Annotated in this window: 15 protein-coding genes; 14 read left to right on the top strand and 1 reads right to left on the bottom strand. The window is 58.1% G+C overall.

The features are described from left to right. The first annotated feature begins 353 nt into the window (after positions 1–353). From pdhA to AU11_RS13795, 6 genes are all read left to right on the top strand, one after another. A complete protein-coding gene (pdhA, locus tag AU11_RS13770) occupies positions 354–1472 on the top strand; it encodes a pyruvate dehydrogenase (acetyl-transferring) E1 component subunit alpha (protein ID WP_043319876.1) in 1119 nt (372 codons plus the stop codon). Next, positions 1473–2516, top strand: coding sequence for an alpha-ketoacid dehydrogenase subunit beta (locus AU11_RS13775; RefSeq protein ID WP_051687257.1), 1044 nt, complete (start codon positions 1473–1475; stop codon positions 2514–2516). It abuts the gene before it with no gap. After that, on the top strand, positions 2513–3706 hold the full coding sequence (locus AU11_RS13780) for a dihydrolipoamide acetyltransferase family protein (protein WP_043319877.1): 1194 nt from the start codon (positions 2513–2515) through the stop codon (positions 3704–3706). The genes AU11_RS13775 and AU11_RS13780 overlap by 4 nt, the downstream gene beginning before the upstream one ends. A 66-nt stretch (positions 3707–3772) precedes the next feature. After that, positions 3773–4531: a DeoR/GlpR family DNA-binding transcription regulator gene (locus AU11_RS13785; RefSeq protein ID WP_043319878.1), complete on the top strand. Its 759-nt coding sequence runs from the start codon at positions 3773–3775 to the stop codon at positions 4529–4531. A 214-nt stretch (positions 4532–4745) separates the two neighbouring features. Next, entirely contained in the window at positions 4746–6575 is a 1830-nt protein-coding gene (gene glmS, locus AU11_RS13790; protein ID WP_043319879.1) for a glutamine--fructose-6-phosphate transaminase (isomerizing), read from the top strand. Between the two features lie 420 nt (positions 6576–6995). Continuing rightward, positions 6996–10055, top strand: coding sequence for a hypothetical protein (locus AU11_RS13795; protein WP_156035324.1), 3060 nt, complete (start codon positions 6996–6998; stop codon positions 10053–10055). Positions 10056–10189: 134 nt separating this feature from the next. On the opposite strand, the gene AU11_RS13800 is transcribed toward AU11_RS13795, so the two are convergent. Beyond that, complete coding sequence (locus tag AU11_RS13800) at positions 10190–11293, bottom strand: polysaccharide lyase family 7 protein (RefSeq protein WP_043320551.1); 1104 nt, start codon at positions 11291–11293, stop codon at positions 10190–10192. A 265-nt stretch (positions 11294–11558) separates the two neighbouring features. Here AU11_RS13800 and AU11_RS13805 point away from each other — a divergent pair, with 265 nt between their 5' ends. From AU11_RS13805 to AU11_RS13835, 8 genes are all read left to right on the top strand, one after another. Continuing rightward, the gene (locus AU11_RS13805) at positions 11559–12992 is read left to right on the top strand and encodes a cytochrome ubiquinol oxidase subunit I (protein WP_043319881.1); all 1434 of its coding nucleotides are present in this window, start codon (positions 11559–11561) and stop codon (positions 12990–12992) included. Next, the gene (gene cydB, locus AU11_RS13810) at positions 12979–13983 is read left to right on the top strand and encodes a cytochrome d ubiquinol oxidase subunit II (RefSeq protein WP_043319882.1); all 1005 of its coding nucleotides are present in this window, start codon (positions 12979–12981) and stop codon (positions 13981–13983) included. Before AU11_RS13805 ends, cydB begins: the two co-directional genes overlap by 14 nt. Then, positions 13983–14099: a DUF2474 family protein gene (locus tag AU11_RS18150; protein WP_081848121.1), complete on the top strand. Its 117-nt coding sequence runs from the start codon at positions 13983–13985 to the stop codon at positions 14097–14099. Before cydB ends, AU11_RS18150 begins: the two co-directional genes overlap by 1 nt. An 86-nt stretch (positions 14100–14185) precedes the next feature. Continuing rightward, positions 14186–14425, top strand: coding sequence for a VF530 family DNA-binding protein (locus AU11_RS13815; protein ID WP_043319883.1), 240 nt, complete (start codon positions 14186–14188; stop codon positions 14423–14425). A gap of 58 nt (positions 14426–14483) precedes the next feature. Further along, complete coding sequence (locus AU11_RS13820) at positions 14484–14975, top strand: lipocalin family protein (protein ID WP_051687258.1); 492 nt, start codon at positions 14484–14486, stop codon at positions 14973–14975. Between the two features lie 135 nt (positions 14976–15110). Further along, positions 15111–15659: a sugar dehydrogenase complex small subunit gene (locus AU11_RS17835; RefSeq protein ID WP_051687259.1), complete on the top strand. Its 549-nt coding sequence runs from the start codon at positions 15111–15113 to the stop codon at positions 15657–15659. Positions 15660–15662: 3 nt separating this feature from the next. After that, positions 15663–17270, top strand: a complete 1608-nt coding sequence (locus AU11_RS13830) for a GMC family oxidoreductase (RefSeq protein ID WP_043319884.1) — start codon at positions 15663–15665, stop codon at positions 17268–17270. Further along, on the top strand, positions 17270–18577 hold the full coding sequence (locus tag AU11_RS13835; RefSeq protein ID WP_156035328.1) for a cytochrome c: 1308 nt from the start codon (positions 17270–17272) through the stop codon (positions 18575–18577). The genes AU11_RS13830 and AU11_RS13835 overlap by 1 nt, the downstream gene beginning before the upstream one ends. Positions 18578–18596: the final 19 nt, after the last annotated feature.

The following is an 18596-nucleotide window of genomic DNA, read 5'->3' on the forward strand; positions in this document are numbered from 1 at the left end:
GCTGTGAACCCATCCCTGGGCGCTGCGGCGCAAACATCCTGTTAGCGACGCTCCTGAAAAGCCGCACCCAGCACTCCACCTTCTTTCGAACCCAATTCACTTCGTAAGAACTTTCCTGGTCCACTAACGAAGTCCATGGGTCATGAGAAGGCAAAGTGCCGGGTATTCGTTTTCGAAAGCGTCGGCGACAGGACGTCGCCGCCGCAGCGCCCAGGGATGGGTTCACAGCGGTTTCGAAAACGAATACCCGGTGATTTGCCGCCACGGCCGAAGAATAAAACGAACCCCACAACCCAAAGACCCCGAAAACCCCCAACTACACTAAAAGCATCGGAATCCAAGGAACCCCGCCGATGCATAAACCTCGCCTGCAGCTCCAGGCTTCCTTCGATATCGCCTATCTCCAGTACCTGGACAAACAGGGCCGGGAGACACAGCCCCTGCCCGAGTTCGCCACCCCCGACTGGCTCACCCACTGCCACCGCCAAATGCAGCTGGCCCGGCTGGTGGATGATCGCGCGGTAAAACTGCAGCGCACCGGCCGCCTCGGCACTTATCCCTCCACCCTCGGCCAGGAAGCCATCGGCATCGCCACCGGCAATGCGCTGATGGCCGAAGACGTCTACTGCCCCTACTACCGGGAAACCGGCGCCCTGCTTGAGCGAGGTGTGGAAATCGAAGAAATCCTCGCCAACTGGGGCGGCGACGAGCGTGGGCAGAATTTCCAGCACGCGCCGAAGGATCTGCCCATCTGCGTACCCATCGCCACCCAGATGCTGCACGGGGCCGGTGTGGCCTTTGCCCTGAAATATCGCCACCAGCAGCAGGGCATTCCTCTACAGGTAGCGGTTGCCAGCTCCGGCGAAGGCGCCACTTCCAAGGGGGACTTCTACGAGGCCATGAACCTCGCCGGGGTGTGGAAGCTGCCCATGGTGTTTGTGGTGAACAACAACCAATGGGCCATATCAGTGCCGCGCGCCGCGCAAACCGGTACCCAGACCATCGCCCAGAAAGCCATCGCCGCCGGTATCCCGGCGCTGCAAGTGGATGGCAATGATGCGGTGGCCGTGGCCTGGGCGGTGCGGGACGCAATGCAGCGGGCGCGGCAAGGGGAAGGTCCGGCGCTGATTGAGGCCATCAGTTACCGACTCTGCGACCACACCACCGCCGATGACGCCAGCCGCTACCGCGGTGCCGAAGAGCTGGAGCAGGCCTGGCAGTGGGAACCGATCAAACGGCTGGATACCTATTTACGGGATCAGGGCCTGTGGAGCGATGCCAAGCAGCAGGACCTAGACCGCGAGCTGGCGCAGATTATGGAAGCGGCGCTGAATAACTGGGAATCCCGCGCGCCGGAACCGGTGACCGCCATCTTCGATCATCTCTACGCGCAATTGCCGGAAGGGCTGTACGAGCAGTACGACCAGTTGCGTGACGAACAGCAGGGCACGGTGATTGGGGGAAAGGGTTAGATGGCGGAACAAAACAGTGCGATCACCCTGGTGGAAGCGGTCACCCAAGCGCTGGCCTACGAGCTCAAAAATAACCCGGAAGTGGTGGTATTCGGGCAGGATATTGGTGCGAACGGCGGCGTATTCCGGGCAACGGACGGACTGCAGAAAACCTTCGGTGCAGACCGGGTGCTGGACACCCCACTGGCCGAAACCATGATCGCCGGCATTGCCGTGGGCATGGCCACCCAGGGACTTCGCCCAGTGGCCGAGTTCCAGTTTATGGGCTTTATCTACCCCGGCCTCGATCACATCCTCAGCCACGCCGCGCGCATGCGCAATCGCACTCGCGGCCGCCTTAGCTGTCCCATCGTCTACCGCGCGCCCTACGGCGGCGGCATTCACGCGCCGGAACATCACAGTGAAAGTACCGAGGCGATTTTTGCGCATATTCCCGGTCTGCGGGTGGTGGTGCCCTCGTCTCCCGCGCGGGCCTATGGCCTGTTGCTGGCGGCCATCCGCGATCCAGACCCAGTGATCTTTCTCGAACCCAAGCGCATCTACCGCGCGGCCAGACAGCCGGTACCGGACGACGGCGAGGCCCTGCCCTTGGATCGCGCTTTTGTCCTGCGCGAGGGCAGTGATCTCACCCTGGTGGCCTGGGGCGCAAGCGTCCGCGAGACTCTCGCTGCCGCTGAACAGTTGGCTCGCGACGGCATAGAGGCGGAAGTCATCGACCCCTCCACGCTGAAACCGCTGGATATCCACACCATCATCGACTCCCTGGAGAAAACCCGCCGCTGCGTGGTGGTCCACGAAGCCGCGCGCTTTGGTGGTCTGGGGGCGGAGATCGCTGCACAAATTCAGGAATACGCCTTCGACCTGCTTGATGCACCGGTGCAGCGGGTTACCGGATACGACACGGTGATGCCGTACTACCAGCTGGAAAATGCCTATCTGCCCGGCGTCGAGCGCATCCTGGCGGGCGCCCGCTCTGCGCTCGGCTATGTCCGTGATGGGGTTCGTGACGGTGTTCGCGCAACCGGAGCGGAGGGAGGCCGATGAAGATCTTCAAGCTCCCCGACCTGGGTGAAGGCCTGCCGGATGCGGTGATTCGCGAATGGCATGTGGACGAGGGTGACAGCGTCAAAGCGGATCAGACCCTGGTGACCGTGGAAACCGCCAAAGCACTGGTAGAGGTTCCCTCCCCCTATTCCGGCACAGTGGAAATCCTGTTTGCCGCGGAAGGCGAGACACTGGAAACCGGCCAGCCGCTGATCGGATTTGCCGGTGCGGAGCCGGGTTCAGCGCCAGAGCCGGAAAGCAAACCTGCAAGTGAACTCAACAGCGACAGCGGCACCGTGGTGGGCAAGATTGAACAGGGCAGCGAGGCTCTGGCTGTAGAACAGCGCCCCATCGCCAACCGCCCCCGCTGCGCCACCCCGGCGATCCGCGCCCTCGCCCGCCGGCTCAAGGTTGATCTGGCCGATCTGCATCCGTCCGGCGCCCGTTTCAGCGAAGCGGAAGTGCGCGCCGCAGCGCGCGGAGAAAACCTGCCGCGCTGGAGCGAAAAACCGGAGAAAAGCGACGAAACCGTCGTTAAAGAGTGCAAAAAATCCCCAACCGAATCCAGTGAAATGGCCCCCGCTCGCCGCGCTATGCTGCTGGCCATGAACCGCGCCCGCGACCAAGTCTGCCCCATGACCCTGTTCGACGAGGTGGATATATCCGACTGGCCCAAAGGCACCAGCGCCACCCTGCGCCTGCTCAAAGCCATCGCGCTCGCTGCTGCGGACGAGCCAAACCTCAATGCCCACTTTGAAAACGACGTGTTGGAGCCGAAATCTCCGGTCAACGTAGGTCTGGCGGTGGACGCCCCCAAGGGCCTGTTCGTGCCGGTGATCAAAGACGTCGGCGCCCTAGGTGAAGAGAAATTGCTGGAAACCATCGCCCGCTTCAAACAGCAGGCCAATGAAGGTGCCATCCCGCAGCAGGATCTACAGGGCGCCACCATCCACCTCTCCAATTTTGGCAGTCTGGCGGGCCGCTTCGCCACCCCGGTGGTGGTGCCGCCACTGGTGTGTATCGTCGGCGCCGGCCGCGCTCACAAGGCGGTACTGCCCCACAAAGGGAAGGCCCGGGTGCGCAAACTGTTGCCCCTGTCGATAACCGCCGACCATCGCGCGGTTACCGGCGGTGAACTGGCCAGATTCCTGAAAGCCGTAAAAGCCCACCTCAGCAAAAGTCAGGTGTGAACTTCAGTTTCGGTTTGCTATGCTTAACTTACGAAACGAAACTTAAGCGAGCATGTCCAAACGCTCATGTCCAAGCGTAATACCCAACAGCGCCGCCACCAGATACTCAGCCAGATCAACGAAGCCGGTGAAGCCAGTGTCGAAGAACTGGCGCGCCAGTTCGAAACCTCCGAAGTTACGATCCGAAAGGATCTGGCGGCCATGGAAGACAACGGCCTGCTGCTGCGCCGCCACGGCGGCGCCATCCCCCTGCCCAGGGAACTGGTGGCCGAAGACCCCCTGTCCCAGACCAAACGCGCCATTGGCCGCGCCGCCGCCGAGCTGATCCGCGACCACAACCGCATCGTCATCGACTACGGCCGCACCACTACCGGCCTGATCCCCGAGCTCAACCACAAGCGCGGCCTTGTCGTCATGACCAACTCCCTGCACGTCGCCAACCAGCTGCGGGAACTGGAAAACGAACCCACCCTGCTGATGACCGGCGGCACCTGGGATCCCCACTTCGAAGCCTTCCAGGGCCAGGTCGCCGAACAGGTCCTGCGCGGCTACGACTTCGACCAGGCCTTTATCGGCGCCGACGGTATCGACCTCGAGCGCGGCACCTGCACCTTCAACGAGCAGATCGGCCTGTCCCGCGTCATGGCCGATGTCGCCCGCGAAGTGGTGGTGATGGCGGAGTCCAGCAAGGTGGGGCGACGGATTCCGAATCTGGAACTGAGCTGGGACATGTTCGGCACTTTAGTGACCGACAGCGGCATCGAAGACAAGGTTTGTGCACAACTGGAAAGCAGGGGCCTGCGGGTTATCTGTGCTGATGTCTGAACACGAGTCCGAATAGAAAACTGAAGTTAATCGCGAAGGTGGCGATGCCGGGTGGGCCTTTGTGAGACCTTCCGCGAGAGGGACCTCGCGGAAGAGCCCCCATGGATGGGTTGAGGGGGGACGCCTAGTCCGTGTCTCACAAAGGCCCACCCGGTAGCGCCACCGCCACAGGACAAAGATCCGAAGGCAAAAAACAAATACCGAGGTAAGAAATATGTGTGGAATCGTAGGTGCCCTGGGCCAACGCAACGTAACCGGAATCCTGCTGGAAGGACTGCGCCGACTGGAATACCGCGGCTATGACTCCGCCGGTGTGTGTCTCGTCAACGGCGACGGCAAACTGCAACTGCGCAAAACCCAGGGCAAGGTCGCCGACCTGGAATCCGCTCTCGACGACAGCCCCACCGCCGGTCAGCTCGGTATCGCCCACACCCGCTGGGCCACCCACGGCGTCCCCTCGGATAAAAACTCCCACCCGCACGCCTCCGGCAACTTCGCCCTGGTGCACAACGGCATCATCGAAAACTATCAGGAACTGCGTGACGAACTCATCAGCAAAGGCTATGAATTCCAGTCGGAGACCGACACCGAAGTCGTCGTCCATCTGATCCACGAGCTCGCCAAAGACAACCGCGACCTGCTGCAGGCCGTCTCCGCCGCCACCGAAAAACTCCACGGCGCCTACGCCCTCGGGGTGGTCTGTTCCACCGAACCCGAGCGCCTGGTTTGCGCCCGCCTCGGCAGTCCCCTGGTGATCGGCGTCGGCTATGACGAAAATTTTATCGCCTCCGACCCCATGGCCCTGCAACAGGTCACCGACCGCTTTATTTTTCTGGAAGAGGGTGACATTGCCGAAGTCACCCGCGACGGCATCGCCATCTGGGACAAGACTGGCGAAGAGGTCAGCCGCCCGGTGAACAAACTGCAGGGCGGGCACGACGCCGCCGACAAGGGCCGCTACCGCCACTATATGCAGAAGGAAATTTTCGAGCAGCCTAAAGTGGTCGAAGCCACCATGGCCGGCCGCATCGGCGAACATTCGGTACTGTCCCAGGCCCTCGGTACCGCCGCCAACGAAATTCTGCCGCAGGTAAAACAGGTACAGATCGTCGCCTGTGGTACCAGCTACCACGCCGGCCTCGTTGCCCGTTACTGGATCGAAGACTGGGCCGGCGTGCCCTGCTCCGTCGAAGTCGCCAGCGAAATCCGCTACCGCAAAACCGCCGTGCGCCCGGGCACTCTGTTTGTCACCATCTCCCAGTCCGGCGAAACCGCCGATACCCTCGCCGCACTGCGGCAGGCCAAAGAGCTCGGCTACCTCGCCTCCATGACCATCTGCAACGTGCCCAACAGCTCGCTGGTGCGCGAATCCGAACTGCACCTGATGACCGAAGCGGGCCCAGAAATCGGCGTCGCCTCCACCAAAGCCTTCACCACCCAGCTGGTCGCCCTGCAGATATTCTGCATCGCCCTGGCCAAAGCCAACGGCATGAGCGGCGAGCGCGAAGCGGAATTGATCGACGCACTGCATCAGCTTCCGAAACTGATGGAAAAATTCACCGGCCTCGACGCTCTGGTAAAAGCCACCAGTGAAGCCTTCGCGGAAAAAAATCACGCACTCTTTTTAGGTCGCGGCGTCGAATACCCCATCGCTCTGGAAGGCGCGCTCAAACTGAAAGAAATTTCCTACATCCACGCCGAAGCCTACCCCGCCGGCGAACTCAAACACGGCCCACTGGCACTGGTGGATGCAGACATGCCGGTGATCGTCGTTGCACCGAACGATGAGCTACTGGAAAAACTGAAATCCAACCTGCAGGAAGTACGCGCACGGGGCGGCGAACTATTTGTATTCGCCAGCCCGCAATCGGGCTTTAACAGCGAGCCAGGCGTAACCGTAGTGGAAGTCCCGGAAGCACCGGAAAGCCTATCTCCCATTTTATATACGGTGCCATTGCAATTATTGAGTTACCACGTGGCCCTGCTGAAAGGTACCGACGTGGATCAGCCGCGAAATCTGGCTAAATCGGTTACGGTGGAATAATTCAAAAATTTATTTCGTGAAATATGGGTCGCTATTGCGGCCCATATTCGTTTTACAATTTACAAAATAAAAGAATGAAACCATCGTTCCATTTAATTTATTTCAGACTATTTTCACTCAAAAATAGATGCTTCTGCCTTCTGATAATTCTCGATAATTAATCACAAAATAATAAGTACTCTGGTGCTAACTAGGCGTAATTTCGTGTAATTTTCAACTTTAAAATAATAGTGAAAAAATCAAGGAGTAAATGCGCGCCAATTATTTGGATGATGTTCAATAAATCCAAGTGTTTAACTTTTTTCGCACAGCCATTATTTGTTAAGGTCGGCAGCCTTTTCTACCGTGCTTACTTCTGCGGTATTCAAAATTAGAACTGATCGGGCCGGAAGCCCAATAGTTTCCAACATGGAGAGTGTGATGCCTCGCGCTATTTCCCTATTTTTTTCGCTAATTCTTTCCCTGCTGATTTCCGCTCAACAAGCCTGGTCCGCTGACGGCCGCTCAGATTATGACCTCGACGACGACGGCCTGATCGAAATCAACGACTGGGCCGACCTGAATGAGGTTCGCAATAACCTGGATGGCACATCGCTCTATGGCAGCAGTGAGGGTTGTCCTGCGGAGGGTTGTGTTGGTTTCGAGCTAACCACGGATCTGGATTTTGATACCAATGGGGATGGGGTACTGAATGTTGAAGATACTTTCTGGAATAGCGGTGCCGGCTGGCAACCGATAGGTAGCTCCAGAGATGAGGCTTTTAGCGGTATTTTTCACGGCAACGGTTATCTGATTCGCAACTTGATGATCGCTAGACCAACCTCGGATTCGCAAGGTTTGTTCGGCATTATTATAGATGCCACGGTAAAAGAACTTGGCCTATCTGGACCACTTATGCGTGTGCAGGGGCGGAACGTGGTGGGAGGATTGGTCGGTTATGCGCAGGGAGGTCAGATTACCGCAACCTTTGTCAGTGGTTACGTTCATGGTACGGGAGGTGGTGTTGGTGGCTTAGTTGGCTCTACTACCGGAACCGATATTGTCGCCAGCTATGTCACAGGATTCGTAAGAGGAGATGGAGATAACGACATAGCCGGCTTACTCGGGTATCGCTTGGGCGCGAATGTGATTGCCAGTATGTCTACCGCCTATGTTCAAAGCCGCGTAGTCGGAGGTTTGGTGGGGTATAGCTGGTCAGGCGACCACACCAAAACCTCTGTGAGCTATTGGGCTACTGATGCGTCTGGACAAAATATCAGCTATGGAGGCACTCCAGCAACGCTTGCGGAGCTCCAGTGTCCTACGAGCGCGGATGATACAAACTGCTCAGCGAAGGTTCTGTACGAAACCTGGAGTAGTTTTACTGACGAGCAGGGGAACGGTTATTGGGATTTCGGTACCAACACAGAGCTTCCTGGACTGCGTATGGGAGGTCGTGTTTATCGGGATGCCGACGGAGATGGCAGCGAAGCGGACTTTGACGATTTTCCTACGCAATTCGCGGCAAGTGTCGATAGCGATGGCGACGGTTCACCGGATTTCTGGAAGTCAGGCTGCGAGGACGAATGTCGCAGCACGAGCGGCCTAGTGCTAGATCAGTTTCCCAGCAACCCCGCTGCTGCACTGGATACCGATCTGGATGGTATGCCAGACCAGTGGAACAGCGACTGCGACAGCGCCTGTCAGTCCTCCTCAGGCCTCACTCTGGACGACGACAACGACAATGATGGCGTTGCGAATGAAGATGATGCCTTTCCGGCGAATCAGGCCGCTTCCGTCGACCTGGATGGTGACGGTTTTCCGGATGCCTGGCTGGCGGGTTGCGACAGCGATTGCCAGTCCGAATCGGGTCTTGTACTGGATCCTTCCCTGAGCGATACCGACAACGACGGGGTCGAGAACGACAGCGATGCGTTCATTGCCAATGCTGCCGCAGCCGTGGACGATGATGGTGATGGCTTTCCAGATGCGTGGCTGGAGAACTGCGATAGCGAGTGCCAGTCCACCTCCGGCCTGACACTGGATGCCTCCCTGAATGACACCGACAACGATGGTGTGGTAAATGACGAGGACGCGTTTGCAACCAACAGTGCCGCATCTGTGGATGCCGATAATGACGGTTTGCCTGATGCCTGGCATGAGGATTGCGACAGCGATTGCCAGTCTGGGTCAGGGCTGACACTGGATGAATCGCTGAACGATACCGACAACGATGGCCTGGTGAACAGTGAGGATCCCTATCCGTCCGACCCGACACGCACTGAGGACGAGGACGCTCCAGAAATCCTCCAGGTACCGGTGGCAATTAGCGTTGCGGCCACTGGTGAAAGCACACTGGTCACTCTGAACGTGAACGAAGCTCAGGCCATCGATAATTTCGACGATGAGCTGGACTATCAGGTAGAGCTGAATGGTGAATTACTTGCGATCAATGCCGATCAGCAGGTGTCATTGCCAAGCGGCGCCCTCAGCCTGGATTGGTTTGCGGTCGACGACGCGGGGAATCGCTCTGAGCCCCTGTCACAAGCGGTCAACGTATACCCGCAGGTGCGCTTTACTCAGGACGAATCCATTACCGGTGAAGACCGGGATGCGCTGCTAGCAGTGGAGCTGTCGGGCCCATCCCCCGTCTATCCGATATCCATTCTGGCCACCTGGGTGGAATCTGAAAGCACCGCCACCACCGACGATATGGTTACCGAAGGTGAAAGCGGTGTAGACCCGAGTGAATTGCTTGTCACTATCGACTCCGTGGAAGCGCTGGAAAATGCCGCTGTGCGGATTCCGGTGGTAGGCGACGGCCTGCAAGAAACGGACGAGGTTCTTTCTATTGCACTGGTTTCGGCAATAGCCGGTAGCGCCGATGGTTTTGTCATGCCGATTGACGACTCACGCAGCAACCACCGGATGACTATTACCGACAATAACGTGGCGCCCACGGTAACCGTTACAGGATCCCAGGCAGGAGAGGACGGCACGGTATTTATCAATGACGCCGGAGAGATCACGCTGACCGCCGTTGTTGAAGATGTAAACGGCGGCGATAGCCACAGCTATCAGTGGTATACCGAGGAGCTGCCGGTAACACCCGGCGATCAGGCTTCCTTCTCCTTTGATCCGTTGTCCATGGCTCTCGGTGAGTACAGCGCACGCGTTGTGGTGACCGATGACGGCAATCCGATGCTGTCTTCCGAAGAAGAGATCTTCACCTTTACCCTGCAGGAAGCCGCGGCTTCCGACGATGGAGGAACTGATGACGGTGGTTCGGACAGTGGTGACCAGGGTGACGGCGATACCGACAACGGCGATACCGACAATGGTGGGGATGACGATTCTTCTGACGGCATCAGCACCGGCGGCCAGACTCCGGTAAATAACGGTGGAAGCAGTGGTGGCGGTTCCAGTGGCGGTAGTGTCGGCCTCTGGTTACTTTTACTGCTGGCCCTGGGCGGTCTGTGGCGTCGGAGAGCGACCTACTGAAGAGCGACCTACTGAAGAGCGACCTACTGAAGAGCGGCCTGCTGAAGAGTGGCCTACTAAAGCAATTACGATACGCGAAAAAGCCGGTGGTAACCCCACCGGCTTTTTCGCTTCTGGAAGGAGGCGATAACCGTCTACTTCAGTACGATGGAGGAAAAACTCACCTGGGCATAATTGCCCTCACGGAAATCCTCTTCCCAAACCCCTGAACCGGCGCAGCCGGCATACCACATGCCCTGTTGGTCTTTGCTGCTGCACTGATTGTAGGCGCCCGCCTTGAAGTAAAACCAGTCGCCGCTGTAGCCTGCAGGGTTGTCCAGGCTGTCGACCTTGCCGTATGCATCCGTATTGCTCGACAGGTCAATGGCGTACTCCACTCGCGGTTTGTTGGGTGCCTCAAAAACCAGCTGCATGATATTGCCGACCACGTTGACCGTATAGCTGAACGACTCGTTGAGCTTGATGCCCTTCTGACCCGGGTTTTCCGCGGATTCCCAGGTGTTGCCCCACACCGGATAGGCGATATCGGTGCGGTTGGGATCGTCTTTTGCCAGGTTGCGCTCATAGGTCCAGAAAACCGAGCCGTACGCGTGGTTGGGGAATTTTTTGTAGTAGATCTTCAGTGGCTCGTTGCCGTAGCCAAAGCCTTGGCTGAGCAGGCTTTCATCCTTGCCCGCGTGTATCTGGCCGACCACGACAGAATACGCAGGGGGCTTGTCGGGATGCGCGGCATTCACCGCGACGTGATTGACCGCGAGAGTTGCGGAAAGACGTCCACCCACTGCACCAAAATTCGCTGCCTGAGGGTGCGCGGCCAGTGCAAAGTTGTTTCCCGGCGCTTTGGTCTTGGCGCCTTGCGGGTTAATCATCTGCCGCAGTTCACTGCGGGTATTGGTGGAGTTGGCTGTGGTGATGGCCTTGTTGGGGGCGGTAAATACCACTTCACCCTCGTGGTTTCCGTAAAAGAAACGCGGCTCATACAGGCGCAAAATCTGTGGCGGGCCCACTTCGTCAATTTTGCCATCACCGTTGCTGTCCATGGGCAGGGTGATTTTCCAGTGGCTCAGGTCGATCAGTGAACCTGGAACAACTTGGGCACTGTGTACGGCATCGTCGCGGGCCGTGTCGGGATGCTGCGGCTCGCTCTGGCAGGCGGACAACAACATACAGCTGGCGGCAATGGTGGTGAACTTGAGTGAAGAAGTGACGGAGGAAAAATAGTGTTGAGTTTTTAGCATTACATCGACCGATATCAGATTACAGGTATTCAGACTGAGCGCCCGGTTTATATGAGCGCCTGGATAGAAAATCTGAGGCACCGATTTTTGCATCATCGCCGGGTGAAAACTGTAAATTTCAGGAATTTCTACGGAAATTGGTTGACCAGTTTGTGCCTGGTGCGCTGTGAGTACTAGCTATTTGCATGCGAACGGCTAGACAGTGCCTCGCGGGCGACTACTTTTTATCAGGGCAGATAAAGTCATTCACCAGGGTACTCAGGTCGTGTTCGAGCATCTAGACGCCGTTTTTCTCGCGCGGGTGCAGTTTGCATTTACCGTGTCTTTCCACTTTATTTTTCCGGCTTTTTCCATCGGTCTGGCCAGCTATCTGATGGTGCTGGAGGGACTGTGGCTAAAAACCGGCCGCGGCGTCTATGCAAACCTGTATCGCTACTGGCTGAAAATCTTTGCGGTGGGATTTGGCATGGGTGTGGTGTCGGGCATCGTGCTGTCCTACCAGTTCGGCACCAACTGGTCCGAGTTTTCCCACAAGGCCGGTCCGGTGATCGGCCCGCTGATGGGGTATGAAGTGATCACAGCCTTCTTCCTTGAGGCGGGGTTTCTCGGCGTGATGCTGTTTGGTATCAACAAGGTGGGTAAGCGCCTGCACTTTTTCGCGACCTGTATGGTGGCGCTGGGTACTTTCGTTTCCGCGTTCTGGATTCTGTCGGTGAATTCCTGGATGCAGACACCCGCGGGCTTTGAAATCAATGATCAGGGCCAGTTTATTGTTGGCGACTCCTGGTGGGACGTAATTTTCACCGCGAGCTTCCCATACCGATTGGTACATACGGTCACTGCGGCGTACCTTACCACCGCATTTGCAGTGGGTGGTGTCGGTGCCTGGCATTTGCTCAGGGATCGCAGTAATGCCGGCGCCCGCAAAATGTTTTCGATGGCCATGTGGATGGCGGTAATTGTCACCCCGGTGCAGATCCTGGCGGGGGATATGCACGGGTTGAACACACTGGAACATCAGCCGGTAAAAGTGCTTGCGATGGAGGGGGATTTCGACCCCAGTCCCGATGGCGCTCCGTTGATCCTGTTCGGATTTCCGGACGAAGAGGCGGCCAAAGTGCACTACAAGGTTGCCATACCCAAGCTGGGTTCGTTGATTCTTAAACACGACCCGAATGCGCCATTGCCGGGTCTGACAGATTTTCCGCGCGAGGAGTGGCCGCCGGTCGCGGTGGTATTCTGGTCTTTCCGGGTGATGGTGGCGATCGGCTTCGCCATGCTGGCGCTGGGAATCTGGAGCCTGATCGCACGGAGGCGAAAGCGCCTGTACGTGTCGCGGAGTTTGCATCGGGCTGCTGTGTGCATGGGCCCTGCCGGGTTCGTGGCGGTAATCGCCGGCTGGATCACTACCGAGGTCGGTCGTCAGCCATATACCGTATACGGCTTGATGCGAACGGTGGATTCCGCCTCGCCGCTGGATGCGCCGGCGGTGGCGGCGTCGCTGATCGCCTTTATCGTGGTGTACTCGGCAATTTTTGGTATGGGGATTTTTTACCTGCTGCGCCTGATGGCGCACCCGCCGAGTCGCGGTGAATCAGGGCCGGACAAGGTACCGACTTACGCTGCGGGTATCACGCCGGCATCGAGCCTGGCGCCAGCCACGTCAGATCACGAGGGAGGTACCCATGGAAAGTCTTGATCTACCACTGATCTGGGCGGGGTTGATCTGCTTTTCCGTCTTTGCTTATGTGGTGCTGGATGGCTTTGATCTGGGTGTTGGTATTCTCTCTCCCGTACTGGCACCGGGGCAGGAGCGCGACCAGGCGATCAATTCCATTGCCCCGTTCTGGGATGGGAATGAAACCTGGCTGGTCATGGGTGGTGGCGGACTTCTGGCGGTTTTCCCCCTTGCGTATTCCATCATCCTGCCGGCGACCTATCCACTGATGATCGCCATGCTGCTGGGGCTGGTATTTCGCGGAGCGGCATTTGAATTCCGTTGGCGGGATCCCGCCCACCAGCCGCTGTGGGATCTGGTAATTACCGTGGGCTCCACCGTGGCAGCGCTGGCACAGGGCATTACCATTGGTGCCATCCTGCAGGGTATTGAGGTGGAGAACAACGCCTATGCTGGCGGTTGGCTCGACTGGCTGAGCCCGTTCAGCGTGCTTACCGGTATTGCTGTGGTAATCGGTTATGCGCTGCTGGGTGCCACCTGGTTGATTCGGAAAACTGAGGGTGGATGCCAGCGGCATGCACACCGTCTCGCCTACGGGTTGGGGATAGCCACCGTAGGGGCACTGGTTGCGGTAAGCCTGGCAACTCCGTTTCTGAGTAATGAATACTGGCGCCGCTGGTTTGAAATGCCCCAGGTCCTGTTAACCGCGCAGGTTCCTTTACTGGTGATTATCTGCACCGGTGTATTTTTCTGGAGCCTGAAAAAGGGTCATGAACTGCTGCCGTTCCTGATGGCGCTGGCGCTGTTCCTACTGGGCTTTATCGGGTTGTGTATCAGTATTTTTCCCAACATGATTCCGCCGTCGATTACGCTCTGGGAGGCCGCCGCGCCGCGCGATAGCCAATTGTTTTTACTGGTGGGCGCGGTGTTTATCATTCCGGTGATCCTGGGGTATACCGGGTGGGCCTACTGGGTGTTTCGTGGCAAAGTCGGCACCGAGGGTTATCACTGATGAAGCAGGAAGGTGCCACCTGGAAGCGGCTGGGCTGGATGCTGGCAATCTGGTTGATGAGTGTGTCGGCGCTGGGCGGTGTGTCACTCATTCTGAAATGGTGGCTGGCGCCCTGAAGCTGGCCCCGGCCGACACCCCCGTTTCTTTTCACTCATATCTGCGTAGACTCCGCCCGCAACCTCACAGAGTGACGCTTCTTAAGATGCATCATCCACAACCCAATAATCCCCTGCACGGTGTAACGCTGGAAACCATCGTGTTGCAGCTCGAGCAGCACTACGGCTGGCAAGGGCTTGCGGATCGTGTGCCGGTAAATTGCTTCTGCAATGACCCCTCGGTGAAATCCAGTCTGAAGTTTCTGCGTAAAACCCCATGGGCCAGGGAAAAGGTAGAGGCGCTGTATATCGCGACTTTTACCGACAGTAACCCCTGGAAAACCTAACCGGCGAAAGGATGCTGATGTGCCCTACCTGATACGGTGTTTGTTGATTGCCGCGACTATGTTGATGTCCGCCTGTACCGGTGTTCCCGATGGTGTGGAACCGGTGGAGGATTTCGAGATCAACCGCTACCTGGGTACCTGGTATGAAATCGCGCGTCTGGATCATTCCTTCGAGCGGGGCCTCAGCCAGGTAACCGCTCAATACAGCCTGCGTGAAGACGGCGGTGTGAAGGTAGTGAATCGTGGATTTGATGCCGAGAACGCCAAATGGCAGGAGGCGGAAGGCAAAGCCTACTTCGTCGATGCTCCGAATGTGGGGCACCTGAAGGTCTCATTCTTCGGGCCTTTTTATGGCTCCTATATCGTGTTTGAGCTGGATGAGGACTATCGCTACTCCATGGTGTCCGGGCCGGACCGTTCCTATCTTTGGTTGCTGTCGCGCACGCCCACGGTACCGGACGCAGTGTTGCAGCGGTACGTGCGCCGGGCGAGAGAGCTGGGTTTTGACACGGAGGCACTGATTCTAGTGGCTCAGAAACCCCAGAAGTAATCCGGCGCCACCGCACTAGTGAAACAAATGAGGTACTACCGTTCCCGGTACCGGGAGCCTGGTGTTTTCAGAATGCGGTCGCAGCAGCCTTTCCTATACTCCCTGTAGCGGAGCATTTTGCGGGCGGGAGGCGGCGTGGGCGCAGGTATTTCAAATTCCGGGGTGAGATCCAATGGCGGTGAGCGCGCCGATGATTTTCCGGCAGCCGATCGGCGCCGATTCATTCGCACGCAGCTCTACCTCGGTTGTGGACTACTGACAGGCGCCAGCTCCCTACCTGCGGTACAGGCGGACAAGCTACCAGACAGCGCCAAAGAAGCCGGGCACCGGCTCAGTAAATTTTTCTCTGTGTCGCAGAAACTTCTGCATCCACTGCCGGTGAATACTCATATTGATCGCCGTGTCGCCACACGCCTGTTGGCTGCCCTGAACAGCGAGTATCCATCCTTTGCCCAACAGCTGGATCTCCTGCCTGAAGACCCGAGCTCCGCGGATCGCCGCTCGCCGGTGGCGCGGTTGATTGTCGCCGCCTGGTATCTGGGTACGGTGGGTAAGACGCTGGTAACCTTCGAGCGCGCCTTGATATATCGGCTCACCGCTGATGCGCTCCCGGTACCCAGTTACTGCACCGGTAAACCGGGCGACTGGTCCAGTGCACCCAACCTGAAACTCGGGAGGGTCTAGATTTTGGCAGGCAGGGAAGCCGAATTCGTCGTGGTCGGGTCCGGGGTGGCGGGCGCCCTGGTGGCGAGTACGCTCGCTAAAGCGGGTAAATCGGTGATTATTCTCGAGGCTGGGCCCCGCATACCCCGCTGGCAGACTGTGGAACGTTTTCGCAATCAGCCAGACAAGTCTGACTTTATGGCGGCCTACCGCTCACCGTCCTGGGCACCGCATCCCGAATATGGCGAGTTTGCCAATGACTACCTGATCCTCAAGGGCAGCCACCCGTTCAATTCTCAGTATATTCGCGCGGTAGGTGGTACCACCTGGCACTGGGCGGCTTCCTGCTGGCGCTTTCTCCCCAGCGATTTCAAATTAAAAAGCCTTTACGGTGTGGGCCGTGACTGGCCTATCGAGTACAGCGATCTGGAACCCTGGTACCACCGTGCAGAGCAGGAGCTGGGGGTCTGGGGCCCAAAAGAGGAAGACCTGGGTTCACCCCGCAGTACCGGCTACCCAATGCAGCCGTTACCGCTGTCATTTAATGAAGCCCGCGTAAAAAGGCGTATGAACAGCCACAATCCCGCCTGGAAAGTGGTCACCGAGCCGGTGGCACGTAATAGCCGCCCGTACGATGGCCGCCCCACCTGTTGCGGGAATAACAACTGCATGCCCATCTGCCCCATCGGCGCCATGTACAACGGTATTGTGCACGTGGATAAGGCGGAGGCGCACGGCGCCGAATTGATTCACAGTGCGGTGGTAAACCGGTTGGTGAGTGAGGGCGATCGCATTATTGCCGCGGAGTACAAGGACCCCATGGGCATGGATCATCGGGTTTCCGGCAGGCACTTCATCCTCGCCGCCAACGGTATCGAAACGCCAAAACTGATGCTGATTTCCTACGGCCGCAAGCACCCCACCGGTGTCGGTAATCGCTCCGATATGGTGGGCCGTAACCTGATGGATCACCCGGGCACCGGCGTACATTTTTACGCTGACGAGCCTCTATGGCCGGGCCGTGGACCCCAGGAAATGACCTCGGTGGTTGGTTTCCGGGACGGCGAGTTTCGCGCGGAGTATGCCGGTAAGAAGTTGCACCTGTCGAATATGTCTGCTGTGGAAAAAACCGCCCGCGGTGTACTGCGCCAGCAGGATACGATCAATATTCCCGAGCTCAACACACGTATCCGCGAACGCGCGGCCCGTTACGTGGAGTTCAACAGCTTCCACGAAATACTGCCGCAGCCCAACAACCGGATTCGTCCCAGTACCTCAGAGAAGGATGCCAGCGGTATACCGCGCCCGGAAATCACTTACAGCATTGACGATTACGTGGCGAAGAGTGCTGCGCACACCCGGGAAACCTACGGGGAAATCGCTAGAGTGATGGGCGGCACCGATGTCACCTTCAGTGATGAATTCGCGCCCAACAACCATATTACCGGCACCACCATTATGGGGGCCGATGCGGCGGACTCGGTGGTGGACAAGGACTGCCGCACCTTCGACCACCCCAATCTATTTATTGCCGGCAGCTCCGTAATGCCCACGGTGGGCACCGTCAATGTCACCCTCACCATCGCTGCCCTCGCCCTGCGTCTGGCGGATACCCTGCTCAAGGAGGTGTGATGATGGGGGTGCGTGGGATGTGGCTGGTGGCTGTCAGTTGCCTGCTGCCGGTGGCGCTACTGTACGCGCAGGAGGTATGGGACAAGGCGGCAGTGTCGGAAGTGAATACGGAACTGAACCGGCCTGAACTGATTGCGAAGGGGCGTTACCTGGCGATCGCCGGGGATTGTCAGGCCTGTCATACCCGCACCGGTGGTACTCCGTTTGCGGGCGGCCGCCCCATGTCCATTCCAATGCTCGGCACGCTTTACAGCAGCAATATCACCCCGGATATCAACACTGGTATCGGCACCTGGACACTGGAGGAGTTTGACCGCGCGCTGCGCCAGGGAGTCGGAAAGGGTGGGCGCAACCTCTACCCCGCCATGCCCTATGAGTCTTACACCAAAATTACCGATGCCGATATTCAGGCACTGTATGCCTATTTTCTGTTTGGTGTGGCACCGGTCCACGATACGCCGCCGCCGAACAAAATCCCACGGGCACTGAGCGCACGCTGGCCACTGAAAATCTGGAACTATCTGTTCACACCCACCGGGCCCTTCGAACCCGATCCGCAACAGAGTGAGTCCTGGAACCGCGGCGCCTACCTGGTTCAGGCTCTGACACACTGTGGCGAATGCCACACTCCCCGCGGGCTGGCATTTCAACAAAAGGCGTACGATGAAACCGAAAAAGGTTTTCTCGGGGGAGGACCGGTGCTGGATGGTTGGGAGGCCTACAACATCACCCCGGATCGCGATAGCGGCATTGGGGACTGGAGTGCAGAGCAGCTGACCCAATACCTAAAAACCGGCCACGTTAATCGCCTGGCGCAGGCCGGTGGCCCCATGGGGGAGGCCATCCAGTTCAGCCTTTCCCGGATGAATGATGGAGATATCAACGCCATGGTCACCTACCTGCGCACCATTCCGCCGGTCAAAGGCAAAGCGCGGGTCCCCCGTCAGCAGCGCGGATCTCCCGCCACAGACGTCATCATCATGCGCGGCAATCCTCTGGTGCACGAGCTGAATCCGAAGCTGAGCGCAGACGGCTCGCGTCTGTATCTGGGGCTGTGTGCCGCCTGCCACGGGGTGGATGGCACCGGCAGCAAAGACGGGTACTACCCGTCACTGGTACACAACTCCACTGTGGGTGCCGAAGACGACCACAATCTACGTCAGGCCATACTGCAGGGCATACGCCGTACAGTGAATGGTGAGGAAATCATGATGCCGGGGTTTGCCGATGAGCTGAACGAAGAGCAGCTCAAACGGCTGATGTTCTACCTGCGCAAGCAATTTGCCGCCCCGCAAAAACAACAGTGACCGAGCGGTGGGTAGCGCC

The sequence above is a fragment of the Microbulbifer sp. HZ11 genome (assembly GCF_000708675.1).
Taxonomy (GTDB): Bacteria; Pseudomonadota; Gammaproteobacteria; order Pseudomonadales; family Cellvibrionaceae; genus Microbulbifer.